Below are 16,147 nucleotides of genomic sequence, written 5' to 3'. Positions count from 1 at the left end.
CGGTAGCGGCGAGGTCGGGGAACCACTTAGGCGTCTTCGCAGATGGGTAAGGTGGCTGAGAGCAGTCGTTGTAGCAGCTCCGAACGGGAAGGCCAGTCTTGACCGGTAAGCAAAGCAAGCGAAATCGTCGATCACTTAAAGCTAAGTGGTCGCGCCGTTCTGCGCGTGTGGCGGGTCTGGGGGCTGGCGCGGGGGCTTTTTTGACGTTTGGGCTCTACCCGCTGGCGGGCGCGCCGACAGCCAAGGCCGATATTCTCGGTGACATCCTGGATGTGACGGTCGGCGCGGCAATCAGTTCGATCAACCCGGGCGATATGCTGGATCCCGGTGCGTTGAGCGGGCTGCTGGGGGATCTGGGCACCCCCGCCGGCTGGGACACCGTGCTCGCCGATTTGTCCAACCCCAGCAGTTTAGACGCCGCGTTCTCGGGCAGCTCTGTAGCTTCGGGCGCCGGCTCTGCGGCGTCGACGGCCGATTCGTCGTCGTCCTCCTTCCTTCAAGGACTTGAGCAGGACTGGAGTTCGTTTAGCCAGCAGGCGGACAACTCGCTGAACACGTGGGCGGCGCAGGTCGATCCCGCCGCGGCCGACAGTTGCGGGCTTATCTGCAACGGCGCTGATGGCACCCCGGACGGAACGCTAGCGCAGGCCGATGGTCAAGACGGCGGGTTGCTCTACGGTGACGGCGGCAACGGCGCCACCGACGCGGCCGGTCAAGGCGGTAGCGGCGGCGACGCCGGCTGGTGGGGCGATGGCGGTGACGGCGGCGCTGGCGCCGACGGCGGGGCCGGCGGGGACGGCGGCACCAGCGGGCTGTTCTACGGCAACGGCGGGGACGGTGGGGACGGTGGTGCTGGCGGTGCTGCGTCGGCCACCGAGGCGGCCGGGAACGGTGGTGCCGGCGGGGACGGCGGCAAAGCCACGTCGGCGTTCGGCGTCCTCGGTACCGGCCACGGTGGTGCCGGCGGTGACGGTGGTGCTGGCGGTGCTGCGTCGGCCACCGAGGCGGCCGGTTCCGGTGGTGCCGGCGGGGCCGGCGGTGACGCCGGATCCCGGTTCGACTTCGGCGGCAACCTCACCGGTGGTGCCGGCGGTGACGGTGGTGCTGGCGGTGCTGCGTCGGCCACCGCGGCGGCCGGGACCGGTGGTGCCGGCGGGAACGGCGGCACCGTCGCGTCGGCGTTCGGGGTCCTCGATACCGGCCGCAGTGGTGCCGGCGGTGACGGCGGTGCTGGCGGTGCTGCGTCGGCCACCGAGGCGGCCGGGACCGGTGGTGCCGGCGGGAACGGCGGCACCGTCGCGTCGGCGTTCAGCGTCCTCGATACCGGCCACGGCGGTGACGGCGGGGACGGTGCGGCAGGCGGTGCTGCGTCGGCCACCGAGGCGGCCGGGACCGGTGGTGCCGGCGGGAACGGCGGCACCACCGCGTCTGTGTTCGGCTCCATCGGTACCGGCACTGGCGGGGACGGCGGGGCGGGCGGTGCTGGCGGTGCTGCGTCGGCCACCGAGGCGGCCGGGACCGGTGGTGCCGGCGGGAACGGCGGCACCGTCGCGTCTGTGTTCGGCTCCATCGGTACCGGCACTGGCGGGGCCGGCGGGGCGGGCGGTGCTGGCGGTGCTGCGTCGGCCACCGAGGCAGCCGGGACCGGTGGTGCCGGCGGGAACGGCGGCACCGTCGCGTCTGTGTTCGGCTCCATCGGTACCGGCACTGGCGGGGCCGGCGGTGACGGTGCGGCAGGTGGTGCCGCGTCGGCCACCGAGGCAGCCGGTGCCGGTGGTGCCGGCGGGAACGGCGGCGCGGCCGGGACCTTGTTCGGCTTGTTCCTCGGTACCGGCACCGGTGGTGCCGGTGGTGCCGGCGGAGCGGGTGGTGCTGCGTCGGCCACCGAGGCAGCCGGTGCCGGTGGTGCCGGCGGGATCGGCGGCACCGTCGCGTCGGAGTTCACCGGCTTCGGCGGCAGCGCCACCGGCGGTGTTGGCGGGGACGGCGGAACGGGCGGTGCTGCGTCGGCCACCGAGGCAGCCGGTGCCGGTGGTGCCGGCGGGGACGGCGGCGCGGCCGGGACCGTGTTGGGCTTCCTCGGCAAAGCCACCGGCGGTGTTGGCGGGGACGGCGGGGCGGGCGGTGCTGCGTCGGCCACCGCGGCGGCCGGTGCCGGTGGTGCCGGCGGGGACGGCGGCGCCACCGGGACCGTGCTGGGCTTCCTCGGCAAAGCCACCGACGGTGCCGGCGGGGACGGCGGGGCGGGCGGTGCTGCGTCGGCCACCGAGCCGGCCGGGACCGCTGGTGCTGCCGGGGTCGACGGCGGCGCCGCGTTTGATCCCGAGTCCCTCCTCAACAGCCTCACGAACAGCCTCACGGATCTCACCGGCAGCCTCAACGGTGGTGGAGGCGGGGTCGGCGGAGCGGGCGGTATCTAGCCTTGACGCTACGACCCCGCCGCCGGGCACCCCGGCGGGCCGACGGCACTGGCTTGCCCGCGGCCCTGTACAGCTTGCGGTGCGAAAGACCTGACCGGCGCGTGTCGGCTTTTGTTCAAATTAGCCACCGATTTTGGGATCTCCTGACGTTTCCGTGGGTTTGGTTTCATGCTGCTCGGCCGGGTAGTGCTGGGCACAGGCCGCCGCGGGTGAGCATGGCCATGCCAATCAATGCGTCGGGGCTGTGAAACCCGTAGGCGCGCTTGGTCAATGCCCGCAGATGGGTATTGGTGGCTTCCGAGCGTGCGTTGGACAGGCCATGATCGAGAGTGTTCAGCAGCAGGTGGCGGTGTCGGTCGATGGTGGCCGCCACCTTGACGAACTCGGGGATGCGGGAGTGCTTGGCCCAGGACAGCCAGCCGGCCAGCAGCTGGCGCCCGGTGTGGCCCTTGACGCGAAACACTTCCCGGAGTTGCTCTTTGAGAAGATACGCCCGATACAAGGTCTTGTTGGTGACTTGAATGGTCGCCAGGCTGGTGCGCTGCTCGCCGGACAGATCGGCAGGATTCTTGCGGACCGCCCACATGGCGTGGCGATCCCGGGCCCCGGCAGCCGCGGTGGTGCGGACGCGGACCTTGTCGAGGGCTTTGAGCGCCCAGGCCACGACGTGAAACGGATCCAGGCAGATCAGCGCCTGCGGTGCGCGTGCTCGCAGCGCGGCGTGAATCCATTCCGCCCCATCACAGCTGACGTGGGTCAACGCTGCGCAACGTTGGGCGCCGAGCTGGTCGAAGAACCGGCCCAGGGTGTCTTGGTTTCGGCCTTCGGCTGCCCACACCAGCCTGCCGGTCGTATGGTCAATCACGCACGTCAAGTAGCGATGTCCCTTACGGTAAGCAATCTCGTCGATGCCGATGCGGGTCACTCCTATGAGCAGGTCGTTGGTGTCGCGGCCATCGGCTACCACCCGAACGACGATCGCGGCGATGGTGCGCCAGGCGACCCGCAAAAACACCGCGACCACACTGATGGCGGCGTGCGCGCTCAGCCACGCGCAGGTGTCCTCAAACGCCCAGGTGTGGCGGGCGCCGGGCCGCGCCCACGGCACGTGCATCACCACCACTCCATGCTCTGGGCACGCCACACGCGGCGCTGCGGCCTGCAGATAGGTCTTCGTCGTCCCCAGATCCAGGGTGCGCCACCGTCTGATCCCGTCACCGCCGTCATAGCCGGGGCAGCGTTTCCGGCACCGCGAGCACCGGCTGGCCTGGTTTGCTTTGGGCCGCACCGCAAACACCAGCACCTCACTGGTCACCGGCCGCTTGCCGCGCGAGGTCTCAGTCTCGATCATGACGTCGTCAATGACCATGTCCTGGCCGCCGAGGACCGTCGCGAATACCCTGGATTTGCGCAACGCCGTACACCCCTTCCGTCTTGAACCCGATTGCAGTCCAAAACGTAAGCAGGACACGGCGTTGCGCCCCAAAACCCCAGGTCACAGACCCACGACTATGGCAGAAGAGCCACAATTTGTTGGTGATGTGGAATGGCCAGGATGCGCCGAATCCTCAAGCGGCTAGGCCGGTTTCCACCGGGGCCAGCAGCCACCGTCGAGTGCCGCATGGTCCTTGCCCTCCTCCGAGTTGACGGACGGTGCTAGAACGGGAATGTTCCGGCATAAGCGGGAGAATACTTCCGTTACAGCGGTCTGGCAAACGAACGATCGAGGAGGCACCGTGACCGACGACGACTTCAACCGTCGCAACATCGAGGAGTTCCGCGCCAACCACGGTCGACTCGGCGGACAGTTTGAGGGGGCGCCCGTTCTATTGCTGCACAGCAAGGGAGCGCGCAGCGGCAGGGAACGCATCAGCCCGATGATGTATATGGCCGACGGCGACCGCTATTTGGTATTCGCGTCGGCCGCGGGCGCTGACCGCAACCCGGCCTGGTATTGGAACCTCGTCGCTCACCCCGACGCGTGCGTCGAAGTCGGCGACGACCACATCGATGTCCATGCGGTCGAACTACATGGCAGCGAACGCGATTCGAAGTACGCGACTCAAGCCGAGCGCTTTCCGGGCTTCGCCGACTATCAGCGGAAAACGACACGCACGATTCCGGTCCTGGCACTCGTTCCCAAGCAGGCGTCCCGATGAGAGGCGTCGCCGGGGCCCTGCGTGCCGAGTTAGGTGACGCCGTGCACGAACCCGGCGACGACCAATACGCCACGGCGACAAGCCCCGACAACTCGAGCTTCCCGCAGCGGCCATGCGCGGTCGTCCTACCGCGGTCGGCCCAGCAAGTGGCACACACTATCGAAAGCGCTGCGCGGTTGGGGTCTCGGTCGTTGTTCAAGCCACTGGCCACGGCGCGGGAAGTCCGATCAACGACGATCAAGTACTCATCGATACCTCGGCGCTCAACAGCGTCACCGTCGATGCAAGTGCGGGCACGGCGGAAGTGGGGGCGGGGTCGATGTGGTCTCGCGTGCAGCAGGCAGCGTTTGCTCACGGTCTGCTCGGCTTGAGTGGGACATCGCCAACCGTATGCGTGTCCGGATATATCTTCGGCGGCGGAGTGGCCCGGCTGGGCCTGGAATCCGCGATCGTCGGCACCTGTACCACTGAGAAGTCGCAGACCGTGCCGCTGGCCGAGGCGCAGCGACTCATCAACGACGCCAAGGCAACCGACTGGTGGGCCTACAGGTCATTCGCGTCGACGGCGCCGAGGCTACCATCACCCGTCCCAAACTGATCGACGCCTTCAACGAAATACGCGGCTACGGCGTGAGCATGGAAAAACTCATCGCCCTGCACGAGAACATCATCCCGCTGGCCGATCAGATCAGCGAGATGCTGGTGCGCGCCCGGGCTGAACACGTCGCCGACCGGATCAAGCCGCGGGAAGCCCTGCCCGCCGACACCGAAATCGCCGAACTGATCACCATGCTGGTCCGGTTTCGTACCCAGGCCGTCACGTCCGTGACCGCCACCCTGGCGTCGTCGATCGAATCGACCATCGAGTCACTGGTGAGCAGTATTCTGGCCGACTACTTAGAGCGCTCCCCGGACGCCGAAGTCGACTAAAGCACCCGGCGACGGGCAACTAACCCGACCCTTGCGGCGAAACTGCGGTGAGCGCGCGATTCTCGACAATTCACCGAACTGAGCGCAGCCTCGATGCAGCGGACGCAGTGTCGCCTAAAGCTCGCGCCTGCTGGCGGGCAACCAGATGCGGAGCCGCGCCTGCGGGACTTGTGTCGACACCAACTTCGGTCACCGATTAGTAAACGTAGCCTAACCTATGAGGCCGCGGGAGTCTCCTATCCGCAAAGGCCCACCGCAGCGGTCCGTGGGCCTGAGGATGGGCTGAGTCGTTAACCTCGCGCTCGGTTGTCATCGCACGTTTTCGAACCGTTCAGATCGGCGCCCCACAATGAACCCGTCCGGCAACGGGTCAGCCCCAAGCGTGCTCTGACGAGACGACAACATGGTGTTCATTATTCGGCTCCTTGACGGAGACGAGGTTCACGCAGCCGAGGGCGACAAGCTGGCGATCAATCAGGAGACCGGCGTGCTCACCGTTTCTCGGATTGACGGGTTCGAGGAAGTCACCACGCACTATTCGCCGTCGGCGTGGGCGTCGGCGACCCACCGTGTCAAGGAACCCGGGGCGCGGCCATCGCTGATCGGCACCAGCAGAAAGTAACGCCGCGCTTTCCAGCGCTCTCCCAGCGGGTGAGTGTCGTCGCTCATAGCCGGAAGCGACGCACCAGGCTACGCTCTGAAATCCGATGGCCCCCATGGCGGCGGCGGCGATTTCCCTACAACGTCACAATCGGGATCCCGGTCTATATTGAGATCGCAAAGCTCATCACGCCCTGGTTCCCGATCTGACGCGAGACTCCTTCAGCGACAGCTAAACTCGACGGGAAGCGCCGCCGGGGACCGAAACGCCATACCCGTGACATGCGGCGTCGGGGCGTTCGGGTCCAATCGCAGATCTGGCAACCGGTCGAGCAGCGCGTTGATCGCGACGGCAGCCGGCCGTCGAACATCTCGGGTGGTTCGATGACGTGGTCGTCGACCGAGATCAGGACATGCTGCCGCGCACGAGGAGCTGGGTCCGGCAGCGATGCCACACCTGACGACTACCGTCGGTTTTCGGCCGCTGTCAATGCTATTTATACGATGAATGCAAAGATCGGGTCGCGTGAGCCGGAGCCGTCAGCGCGACAACGTGATCGCGCCTTCGGGGCAGTTCTGCTCGGCGTCGACGGCCTGCGCCTCGAGCTCGCCGGTGACGTTCTCGATGCGCACGATCGAGTGCCCAAGCTCGTCGGCATCGAAGACGTCAGGCGCCAATGTGTAGCAGCGCCCGTGCCCCTCGCAGCGATCCGCATCGACACAGACACGAGTCATCTGGCCACCGGGAACGTCAACGGCAGCGACTCCACCGACCGCAGGCCGCCGGTATAGCTGAGTTGGGTGCCGGCCGGAATGTCGTAATCCGTGATGCGCCGGTGGAATTCGCGCAGCGCTACCCGCAGCTCCATGCGGTCCAGGTGGGATCCCAGGCAGCGGTGTGGACCTCCGCCGAACGCCCGGTGCCGGTTCGGGTTGCGGCGAAAGTCCACGACGTCGGGATCCGGGAACGCGGCCGGGTCGGTGTTGGCGGCGCCCAGCAACGGACTGACCCGTTCGCCCTTGCTGATCGGGCAGCCGGCCACTTCGACGTCTTCCATGGCCACCCGAGCGACGCCGGGCACCGGTGTCTCCCAGCGCAACAACTCTTCGATCGCACTGGGCAGGACGTCGGGCTGCTTGATCAGCTGCCGACGGTGCTCGGGGTGACGTGCGAGGTAGACGAAGAAGAAGAAGAAGTCGAGCGAGTCGGTCACCGTGTCCAGGCCGGCGATGAGGAAAAGGAAGCAGATGTCGAGCAACTCCTCGCGCGACAGCGCCCCACCCCCCTCTTTAAATTCCGCGGCGATCAACGCAGACAACACGTCGTCGCGGGGGTTGGCGATGTGGTCGTCGATGGCGCGATCGAAGTACGCGTAAATCATCAGCGCCACCGGTGCCGTTGCGGCGTGCCGTTCTTCGAAGGTGAAGGGGCCACCCTCGGGGCGGATCACCCCGTCCTTCCACACCAGGAATGTCTCCAGGTCTTCCAGCGGCAGCCCGAGCAGCTGCAGGAAAACGGTGCACGGCAGCGGTACCGCGAACTCGGCATGAAAGTCGCACTGCCCGCGATCGGCGAAGGCGTCGATCACCTCGTTCACCAGCTTGGTGACTTCCGGTTCCCGCCGGGCCATTTCGCGCGGGGTGAACAGCGGATCAAGGATGCGCCGGCACTTGGCGTGCTCGGGCGGATCGACTTGCAGCGGAATCAGCGGCCGCAGGTTACCCAGATCGACTGCGTCCATGTTCGACGAAAACAGTTCGGTGTGTTGGAGCGCCATTTCGATGTCGGCGAGGCCACTAAGGACAACCGGCTGCGGTGAGCGGAACACCGGGGCGGTCTCGCGCAGGGCCGCGTACATCGGCTGGGGCTCCTCAAGACCCGCCACCCCCTGGTCGACGTAGTCTTCGGCGTTACGTTCTTCCGTCATGTTGTCAGCCTGACACTACGGTCGCTATTTAGGCAATGATTGATTTAATTGGAAAATGCCGGGGCTGAGATGCGGTCAGGCCAGTCGCGTGATTCCGGGATAAACGTCGAAGCCGCGGTCGAAGCTCATGAGATTGGTGATCTGGTGGCGCACCACGACCACAATGTGTAGCGCATCTCTGGCCGACAAATTCTGGTAGCCCAACAGGATGCCCCTTGCTTGCTCGACGTCGGTGCGATCGATTGGCAGCACATCGTCCACCACGCCGAGGATCGCATCGAAGGCGGGCTGGATCGCCTCGCGCCGGTTGATCGCCACATAGCGATGGCAGATCTCCTGCAATACCTCGGCGTCGGTAACCAGCCGTTCGCCGGTCGAAAGCGCGGATTCCAGCAGGCGCTGCGCATCCAGTTTGTGTGGGCCTGAGGAGCCCACCAAGTACATGGGGATGTTGGTGTCGACGAAGATCACCGTGCAGCTTCTGGCGACTCCAAGTATCCGTATTCGGTCTCTTCCAGCATCTGCTCTATATCGGGCGCCGGAAACTCATAACGCATGGCGGTACGGACGGCGCGCAACTTGGCGTCCAGGTCGCCGCCCGGCTCCCGCTGCTGTGCGTCGCGCAACGTGCGGCGAACCCAGTCGGAAACGGTTGTCCGGTGCCTGCGTGCGGTTTTTTGGAGCTGCTCCCACTCGTCGGCGTCGAGGAGAACCTGCAGACGCTTACTCATGTGATGAGTATAAATGACTCATACAGGCGTATACCGACTACTGCGGGGCGGGATGCCGCACGAATGCCCGCGGCTGGGTGAACGCCCGGACCCCGTCCACACCGAGTTCGCGGCCGAGGCCGGATTGGCCGACGCCTCCGAACGGCAGGCGCGGATCCTGCGCGGCCATCCGTGACAGTTGACGCTGACCGTTCCGGCAACCAGCTGCGCGGCGACACGGTCGGCCAGCGCGTTATCGCCGGTCCCGATTGACGCGGTGAGCCCGAAGTCGGTGGCGTTTGCCGGGGCGACCGCGTCGTCGATCCCCTGGTAGCCGAAAATCGGCAGCACCGGCCCGAATTGTTCCTCAGTGGCCAGCGGCGAATCTGGTGCCAGATCGGTGACGACGGTCGGCAGCACGAAGTATCCGCCGGCGTCGACGTCGGCCTCGCGCGCCGGTCGCGTCCAGATTCCGGTGTAAAAGCAGGGCCAAGCTCGGCGCTTCGCTGCCAGCATACGAACGGCTGGACTCGGCGCGCCAGGTTCCCTCAAACCGTCTCCGGGTGTCGAACATGACGGGGGCTGAGTGAGAACCAATTCGGACGCTAGCGCGTGTGCGTTTTGGGTTCGCTACTCGGACGCATGTTACAGGTTTAGAGGTATCGGCAGACCTGTTCGGCGGTGCAGGCGGTGGGCTCGGGTGTTGCTGCCTGGTCGCGTAATTGGGCAATCGTGTCGCGAAGAGCAACGAGCTTGTTGATCTGCTCGTCGACGTCGGCGAGTCGGGCGTCGAGAAGATCGCGGACGTGCTCACAGGGGGCCTGACCGCGGTCTCGAATACGCAGAACCTCACGGATCTGGGCGAGTGTGAGCCCGGCGGCCTTGCCTCGGTGGATGAAGTCGATCCTGGTGACGGTGTCGGGCGAATAGTCCCGGTAACCGGCGGACGTGCGGTCGGCTTCGGGGAGCAAACCCTGCTCCTCGTAGAAGCGCAGGGTCGTGCTGGTGGCGCCGACAGCGTCGGCCAACTCTCCGATCCGCACCGTCCCTACCTCTCGTTTGATTCGGGACTTGACCTTCATCTGTACTGGAAGGTTCATTCTGACGCTGACGAACGGATTTTCCAAGCGATTCAGGTGAGACACGTGCGACAGATTGTGCGCATCATGACTGACACGGTTGGTGTTGTCGGCACCGTCGTGTCCACCATGGCTTGCGCCATGTGTTTCCCGGCGGTGGGCGCTATCGGGGCGGTCATCGGGCTGGGATTTCTCTCCCAGTGGGAAGACTTATTCATCGACGTTTTGCCGCTGTTTGCCGCGCTGGTACTGGTGGCCAACGGACTGGGGTGGTTCACCCACCGGCAATGGCGCCGCAGCGCCCTGGGGATGATCGGTCCGATCCTCGTGCTGATCGGGTGGGTTTCGTTCATGAGCGGTGTCCTGGCTCACGGGCCGGCACGGGTCGTGCTGTATGCGGGACTGGCGGTCATGGTCGTCTTCGCCGTTTGGGACCTGGTCTCCCCAGGTAGCCGCCGTTGCGGGCCAGAAGGCTGCGAACTGCCCGCGAAACATGGATGAGGAGGGCCACGTGAAACAGACGAAGGTCGATCTTGCCGTGGTCGGATCGGGTGGGGCGGCGTTTGCCGCCGCGATCCGCGCTTCGGCGCTGGGCAAGTCGGTGGCGATGATCGAGCGCGGCGCGGTAGGTGGGACGTGCGTGAACACCGGCTGCGTGCCCTCCAAGGCACTGATCGCCGCCGCCGAGGCCCGCCACGTCGCCCTCGACACCGGCCGCTTCCCCGGAATCAGCACGAGTGCCGACCCGGTGGACATGCCCGGCCTCGTCGACGGAAAGCGGACCCTCGTTGAAGCGCTGCGCGCGGAGAAGTACCTCGACATCGCCAAGGACTACGGCTGGCGGCTCCTGCACGGGCAGGCCTTGTTCGACGGCTCCCCGGACGCTCCGGTCCTGCGAGTGAGGGCCGAGGACGGCAACAGCAGGCTCGTCGTAGCCGCGCACTATCTGGTCGCGACCGGTTCGAGGCCCACCATCGCAGCGATCGACGGACTCGACCAGGTCGACTACCTGACCTCGACCACGGCGATGGAGCTCAAGGAGGTTCCCGAGACGCTGCTGGTGCTCGGCGGCGGGTATGTCGCTTTGGAACAAGCCCAGCTGTTTGCCCGGCTGGGCTGCAAGGTCACCATGCTGGTCCGCTCCCGGCTGGCCTCCCGGGAGGAACCCGAGGCGTCCCAGTCCCTGCTCACCGTGTTCGCCGACGAGGGCATCCGGGTGGTCTGCCGAGCGATGGTTGACTCGGTGACGGCCGATCCGGCCACCGGACGGGTGGTCGCGGGCGCGTCGGTGGCCGGCAGCCGGGAGGAGTTCAGCGCCCAGCGGCTGATGGTGGCGCTGGGCCGAACCCCGGTCACCGATGGGCTCAACCTTGAGGCGGTGGACGTCAAGACCGAGAAGGCGGGGGAGATTGCGGTCACCAACCAGCTCGCGACGTCGAACCCGCGGATCTGGGCGGCCGGGGACGTCACAGCGCAGCGCCAGTTCGTGTACGTCGCGGCCGCCCACGGCGCGATGGTTGTCGACAATGCCTTCAGTGGCGCAAACCGGTCGGTCGACTACACGCACCTGCCCCGGGTGACGTTCACCAACCCCGCGCTGGGTGCGGTCGGGATGACCGAGGAACAGGCAGTCGCAGCCGGCATCCGCTGCGACTGCCGTGTGCTGCCCCTGCACTACGTGCCCCGGGCGCTGATCAACCGCGACACCCGCGGCTTCGTCAAGGTGCTCGCCGACGCCGACACCGAACGGATCCTCGGGATCACCGCGGTCGCCAAGGACGCCGGCGAACTCGCCGCCGCCGGGGTCTACATCCTTGCGGCTGGCATGACCGTGCAGCAGGTCGCCAACAGTTGGGCCCCGTACCTGACCATGGCCGAAGCCATCAAGATCGCCTGCCAGTCCTACAGCACCGACGTCTCCAAGCTGTCCTGCTGCGCCTCCTAAACACCATCTACACCCACTTGAGAATTGGAGGCTGCGATGACCGACTACACCACCGACCTCATCGACCGACTGGCCACTCCCGACCAGACCGACCTGGACCCGGCACTTTTGATCCCGCTGCTGCGGCTGCTCGCGTCCGGGAACCCCGTTGAGCTGACCACGCTCGCCACCACGGCTGGCCGCACCATCGAGGAGACCCGCGCCCACCTGGCAAGGCTCCCCGACACCGAATATGACAACGAGGGTCGAGTCGTCGGCCAGGGGGTGACCCTGCGCCCGACCCAGCACCGGTTCACCGTCGACGGCGCGCAGCTCCACACCTGGTGCGCCCTGGACACCTTGATCTTCCCGCCCATCCTCGACCGAGAAGCCCACATTGAGTCGGCCTCTCCATGCAGTGGGCAGCCGATCCGGTTAACCGCAGGCCCGCGCGGGGTCCGCGACGTCGAGCCGGCCACCGCGGTGGTGTCGCTGGTCAACCCCGACGACATCACCGAGATCCGCTCCTCATTCTGCAATCAGGTGCACTTCTTCACCTCGGTCGACGACGCCCGATCCTGGCTCCAGACAACCCCTGGCGGCCAGGTCATGCCAGTCGCAGAGGCCTTCGACCTCGCCGCACAGCTGGCGGCCGCGTTCCTCGCCGCCGGTTCACCGCACGAAGCGCCGCAGGCGGCCGCGTCACCGCACGAAGCGCCGCAGGCGGCCGCCCACGATAGTTACCGTCCCTGACAGCGGCCAGATCGCCGAAACCCGGCGCACTCCGAAAGTCCATCTACCGCAACGTCGAACGCTGCCCCCAGCCAGCGAAGCGACCACACATTCGACGACTCGAACGGATAGGCCCCCGGCCTCTTGTGGCCGGTGTCCCGACCCTGGCGTCACGGGGTGTCATGGATAGCGATCCCTTACTGAGACGTGCCGGCCTGCCGGCCTGGCGACCCGAGGCCGCTACGTAGTGGCCGAGATGGGATCGGTCTGGTTGGCGTCGCCACTGGTGGTGGAGGGCGGTGGCCGCAGTTCACGTGGTGGGTCAAGGAGTGATCGGCGTAGATCTTGCAGCAATCGGGAGCCGACCGGGGTCATGGTCAGGCCGCGCCAACCGGCCGAGGCGCGGTCCAGTACGGCCCACACCAGGCTGACGGCACTCGTTTCGCCGGGGAATCGGCCGATGACCTTGGTGCGCCGCTTGGTTTCCCCAAAGGATCGTTCAATGAAATTAGAATGTCGAACGCGCCCATGGTGTTCGATCGGGAACCGCAGATAGGCGGTCAGCCCTGCTTTGTCGGTGAGCAGGATCCGCATAGCCGCCGGGTAGAGGTCGGCGTATTTGGCGGCGAACGCCTCGATCCGCTTGTTGTCGATGATCTCAACGAGCCGGGGTCCCGGTTCGATGCCCAGGTCGGTGGTATCGAAGATGGCCCAGTATCCGTCGCGGACCTCGGATTGCATCCCGGTGGGAATCTTGGCGAGCACGTTCCGGAGGCGATGAATAAGACATCTCTGGCGCAACGCTTTTGGATAGATTTGCTCGATGGCCGCGATCAAGCCCTTGGCGCCGTCAGAGACGACCAGCAGCGGAGTGCGCAGGCCGCGTTCGCGCAGATCGGTCAAAAAGTCGGCCCACGTGTCGGTGGACTCGCCGGGCCCGGGTGCCAACCCGACGAATACCGGCTTGCCCTCGGTGGTGATGCCCCAGGCGGCCAGCACCGGCTCGGCCGGCGATCCGGGATGCATCCGAAAGAACGAGGCGTCCAAGAACAGATAGTCCAGCGCGAACTCGTCGAGTCGGCGGCGCGCCCACTCCTGGTATTCGGCGCGGATCGCCTTGCAGACCTCCGAGACCGTCGACTTGGAGATCGCGGCCTGATCGCCGAGCGCTTCGGCAAGGGTGGCCTCGACATCGCACACCGACAGCCCGCGGACGAACGAGGTGATCACCAAGGTTTCCAGTGCGTTGGTTTTCGTCACGTGCTTACCGAACAACCGCGACGCGAACGCTGCGGTGGTGCCGCGCAGCTTCGGCCGCTCCAAGGTAATCGGGCAGGTGGTGGTTTTGACCGTCACCGGCCGATACCCGTTGCATGACCCTGCTGCAGCATCCGGGCAGGTGGCGGCGCGTTGGTAGCGTTCGCGGCCGAGGAACTCGGTGACCTCGGCCTCCAACGCGGCCTGCATCAGCAGTTGGGCGCCAGCCGAGCCACCTCTTCCAGGATCTCGGGCAGCTCTCGGTCGTCGGCGAACAGTTCGTCGATTTTGGTGCGGATACGGTCAGTGGCAGATATTCGAACAGGCACGGGCGTAACTCCTTCTTCGCAGACTTGCAGGTCGTGAAGCGGAACCTACGCCCGTGCTCCCTCTTTACACCGGATTCCGGACACGACCTCGCGCCGCCGTGCCGGGGGTGCGGACCGTCGCGCCGCGCGCCTCGGCGTCGGGTCGCAGCGAACAGCTGCTCGACCAGCTGATCGGTGACCGAGATGTCGGGGGCAATGATCGCCGCGTCGTTGCCGCCGAGTTCGAGCAGCACCGGGGTGAGCCGCGACGCTGCGGCGGCCATCACGGCGCGTCCGGTGGCCACCCCGCCGGTCAGTGCCAAGCAGCAGCGGAAGATAGCAAGCGATCTCGGCCGTTGAGACATGCCGACTTACCCCGACATATCGCATCAGCGCGAGGAACATTCCCGGCAGGCGCACCGACGCCGGCCAAGCCTCGCCCACTCCGCGATGCGCAAAAGGTTCCATCATCCATGGCCGGTGGAAGGTTTCGACAGCCACGATGGTGTTGAGCAGTGTCAGAGACCGGACCCGGCCAGGGTCGGCAGCTGCGAGCTCGAATCCGATCGGGCCGCCGATGTCGTGCACCATGAGATGGAAGCGATCCAAGCCCAAAGCGTCCACGGCAGATGACAACCACCGACCGAGCCCGGTCCAGCTGTAGTCGGCGTCGGCGGGCCGCTCGGCCAGTCCCAAACCCGGCAAGTCGACGGCGATGCCGCGACGACCGTGTTCGGCCAGCGCAGGAACTAGCTTGCGGTACAAAAAAGCCGAGGCGGGCACGCCGTGCACGCAGACCACCGGTTCGGCATCGGGCGCTCCGGCGTCCAGTACAAACGAGCCGACGCCGGCGGCCGTGAAGAACCGACCGGCGGCGCGATGCGCTGCCAGTAGCTGGGCTGAGGTCGCGTTCGTCATCGTGCGCTAACCCAGCAGCATGCGGACAACACCGTCCGCCAGCAGTCGTCCCCGGTCGGTGAGCACCAGGCGTTCGCCGTCGGGCGTCAGCAAGCCGTCGGCCACCGCGATAGCGGCACGCTCGCGCTCAGTGTGGTCGAGCAAGCCCAGCGAAAGGCCTTGGCGTAGCCGGATTCTCAACATCACGTCCTCGGTGTGGCGCTGCTGAGCAGTCAGCTGCTCGAAACCAGCAACCGGCAATGTCGCATCGTCGAGGATCTGCCCATAAGTGTTGGGGTGCTTGACATTCCACGACCGGGTCGCGCCGACATAGCTGTGCGCCCCGGGTCCGGCACCCCACCACTGGCCACCGTTCCAGTAGCCAATGTTGTGTCGGCACTGCCCGCCGGCACGACTCCAGTTGGACACCTCGTACCAGTCGAATCCGGCCGCCGAGAGCAGGTCATCCGCCAGCTCGTAGCGATGCGCCAGCACGTCGTCGTCCGGAGCGGCCACTTCGCCGCTGCGGACCCGGCGCGCTAACGCCGTGCCATCCTCGACGACCAGGGCGTAGGCGGACACGTGATCGACACCGGTGTCGACCGCGGCGTCGACCGAGCGCAGTACGTCGTCGTCGGATTCTCCAGGGGTGCCGTAAATCAGGTCGAGGCTGACGTGTTCAAAACCTTCGGCGAGCGCCTCGCGGGCCGCCGCCGCCGACCGGTTGGGCGTGTGGATCCGGTCTAGAACACCCAGCACCTGCGGCGAGACGGACTGCATGCCCAGCGACACCCTGGTGTAGCCGGCCGCGCGGGCGGCCGCGAAGAAGTCGGGCCAAGCCGACTCGGGGTTGGCCTCGGTGGTGATCTCGGCGCCGGTGGCCAGCTCAAAATTGTCCCGTACCGACTGCAGCACCGCGGCGATGCGCTCGCCACCCAACAACGACGGCGTCCCGCCCCCGACGAACACGGTGTGCACTGTCGGCGAGCCCAGCCGGGCGCCGGCCAGTTCGAGTTCCGATCGCAGCTTCAGCAGCCAGGCGTCCGGATTGACCCCGCCCAGTTCGGCGGGCGTATAGGTGTTGAAGTCGCAGTAGCCGCACCGGGTCACGCAGAACGGGACATGCACGTAGACCCCGAACGGTACGCCCGGGCTCAGCTGCACATCGGGCAGGTCAATCCGATGCGGATTCGGCGTCATGCC

The 16,147-nt window shown here is 66.6% G+C and carries 14 protein-coding genes and 6 pseudogenes; 8 read left to right on the top strand and 12 right to left on the bottom strand.

Going from position 1 to position 16,147, the window contains the following annotated elements:
* Positions 1 to 200: 200 nt before the first annotated feature.
* Positions 201 to 2,420: a PGRS repeat-containing protein gene (locus tag M5I08_RS11625; RefSeq protein ID WP_249763266.1), complete on the top strand. Its 2,220-nt coding sequence runs from the start codon at positions 201 to 203 to the stop codon at positions 2,418 to 2,420.
* A 166-nt stretch (positions 2,421 to 2,586) separates the two neighbouring features.
* Here M5I08_RS11625 and M5I08_RS11620 read toward each other — a convergent pair whose 3' ends face one another.
* On the bottom strand, positions 2,587 to 3,834 hold the full coding sequence (locus M5I08_RS11620) for an ISL3 family transposase (protein ID WP_219065790.1): 1,248 nt from the start codon (positions 3,832 to 3,834) through the stop codon (positions 2,587 to 2,589).
* A gap of 322 nt (positions 3,835 to 4,156) precedes the next feature.
* Between M5I08_RS11620 and M5I08_RS11615 the strand changes: the two genes are divergently transcribed.
* From M5I08_RS11615 to M5I08_RS11600, 4 genes and pseudogenes are all read left to right on the top strand, one after another.
* Positions 4,157 to 4,579 (top strand): nitroreductase family deazaflavin-dependent oxidoreductase, encoded by a 423-nt coding sequence (locus M5I08_RS11615; RefSeq protein ID WP_249763265.1) that lies wholly within the window; start codon positions 4,157 to 4,159, stop codon positions 4,577 to 4,579.
* Positions 4,580 to 4,691: 112 nt separating this feature from the next.
* Positions 4,692 to 4,952, top strand: a pseudogene (locus M5I08_RS11610) (FAD-binding protein); the annotation flags it as partial.
* A gap of 57 nt (positions 4,953 to 5,009) precedes the next feature.
* Positions 5,010 to 5,509, top strand: a pseudogene (locus tag M5I08_RS11605) (MerR family transcriptional regulator); the annotation flags it as partial.
* Between the two features lie 406 nt (positions 5,510 to 5,915).
* Positions 5,916 to 6,131 carry a hypothetical protein gene (locus M5I08_RS11600; RefSeq protein WP_219065920.1) on the top strand — a complete coding sequence of 72 codons (216 nt, stop codon included), beginning with the start codon at positions 5,916 to 5,918 and terminating at the stop codon, positions 6,129 to 6,131.
* A gap of 200 nt (positions 6,132 to 6,331) precedes the next feature.
* Here the strand turns inward: M5I08_RS11600 and M5I08_RS11595 are convergent.
* The 7 genes and pseudogenes from M5I08_RS11595 to M5I08_RS11565 all read right to left on the bottom strand — a co-directional run.
* A pseudogene (locus tag M5I08_RS11595) lies at positions 6,332 to 6,457 on the bottom strand (cytochrome P450); the annotation flags it as partial.
* Positions 6,458 to 6,649: 192 nt separating this feature from the next.
* Positions 6,650 to 6,844 carry a ferredoxin gene (locus tag M5I08_RS11590; protein WP_219065786.1) on the bottom strand — a complete coding sequence of 65 codons (195 nt, stop codon included), beginning with the start codon at positions 6,842 to 6,844 and terminating at the stop codon, positions 6,650 to 6,652.
* A complete protein-coding gene (locus M5I08_RS11585) occupies positions 6,841 to 8,037 on the bottom strand; it encodes a cytochrome P450 (RefSeq protein ID WP_219065785.1) in 1,197 nt (398 codons plus the stop codon). The genes M5I08_RS11590 and M5I08_RS11585 overlap by 4 nt, the downstream gene beginning before the upstream one ends.
* 75 nt (positions 8,038 to 8,112) lie before the next feature.
* Positions 8,113 to 8,508, bottom strand: coding sequence for a type II toxin-antitoxin system VapC family toxin (locus M5I08_RS11580; protein ID WP_219065784.1), 396 nt, complete (start codon positions 8,506 to 8,508; stop codon positions 8,113 to 8,115).
* Entirely contained in the window at positions 8,505 to 8,768 is a 264-nt protein-coding gene (locus M5I08_RS11575; protein ID WP_219065783.1) for an antitoxin, read from the bottom strand. Before M5I08_RS11575 ends, M5I08_RS11580 begins: the two co-directional genes overlap by 4 nt.
* 18 nt (positions 8,769 to 8,786) lie before the next feature.
* Entirely contained in the window at positions 8,787 to 9,263 is a 477-nt protein-coding gene (locus M5I08_RS27285; protein WP_219065782.1) for an aldehyde dehydrogenase family protein, read from the bottom strand.
* Positions 9,264 to 9,400: 137 nt separating this feature from the next.
* On the bottom strand, positions 9,401 to 9,790 hold the full coding sequence (locus tag M5I08_RS11565) for a heavy metal-responsive transcriptional regulator (protein ID WP_219065781.1): 390 nt from the start codon (positions 9,788 to 9,790) through the stop codon (positions 9,401 to 9,403).
* Positions 9,791 to 9,913: 123 nt separating this feature from the next.
* Here M5I08_RS11565 and merC point away from each other — a divergent pair, with 123 nt between their 5' ends.
* Genes merC through merB form a run of 3 tightly spaced genes read left to right on the top strand, consistent with a single transcriptional unit; the run spans position 9,914 to position 12,503 of the window.
* A complete protein-coding gene (gene merC, locus M5I08_RS11560) occupies positions 9,914 to 10,327 on the top strand; it encodes an organomercurial transporter MerC (RefSeq protein WP_219065780.1) in 414 nt (137 codons plus the stop codon).
* Positions 10,320 to 11,771 (top strand): mercury(II) reductase, encoded by a 1,452-nt coding sequence (gene merA, locus M5I08_RS11555; RefSeq protein ID WP_219065779.1) that lies wholly within the window; start codon positions 10,320 to 10,322, stop codon positions 11,769 to 11,771. Before merC ends, merA begins: the two co-directional genes overlap by 8 nt.
* 36 nt (positions 11,772 to 11,807) lie before the next feature.
* On the top strand, positions 11,808 to 12,503 hold the full coding sequence (gene merB / locus M5I08_RS11550) for an organomercurial lyase MerB (protein WP_219065778.1): 696 nt from the start codon (positions 11,808 to 11,810) through the stop codon (positions 12,501 to 12,503).
* 219 nt (positions 12,504 to 12,722) lie between these two features.
* On the opposite strand, the pseudogene M5I08_RS11545 reads toward merB, so the two are convergent.
* The 4 genes and pseudogenes from M5I08_RS11545 to hemW form a co-directional block, all read right to left on the bottom strand.
* A pseudogene (locus M5I08_RS11545) lies at positions 12,723 to 14,068 on the bottom strand (IS256 family transposase).
* 194 nt (positions 14,069 to 14,262) lie between these two features.
* Positions 14,263 to 14,331, bottom strand: a pseudogene (locus M5I08_RS11540) (hypothetical protein); the annotation flags it as partial.
* A 247-nt stretch (positions 14,332 to 14,578) separates the two neighbouring features.
* Positions 14,579 to 14,965: pseudogene (locus tag M5I08_RS11535) on the bottom strand (alpha/beta fold hydrolase); the annotation flags it as partial.
* A 6-nt stretch (positions 14,966 to 14,971) separates the two neighbouring features.
* On the bottom strand, positions 14,972 to 16,144 hold the full coding sequence (gene hemW / locus M5I08_RS11530) for a radical SAM family heme chaperone HemW (RefSeq protein ID WP_219065776.1): 1,173 nt from the start codon (positions 16,142 to 16,144) through the stop codon (positions 14,972 to 14,974).
* Positions 16,145 to 16,147: the final 3 nt, after the last annotated feature.

Origin of the sequence: Candidatus Mycobacterium methanotrophicum (genome assembly GCF_023515995.1) — a bacterium.
Classification (GTDB): Bacteria; Actinomycetota; Actinomycetes; order Mycobacteriales; family Mycobacteriaceae; genus Mycobacterium; species Mycobacterium methanotrophicum.
The sequence above is the reverse complement of the archived record's forward strand: the minus strand, read 5'-3'. Positions and strand labels throughout refer to the sequence as shown.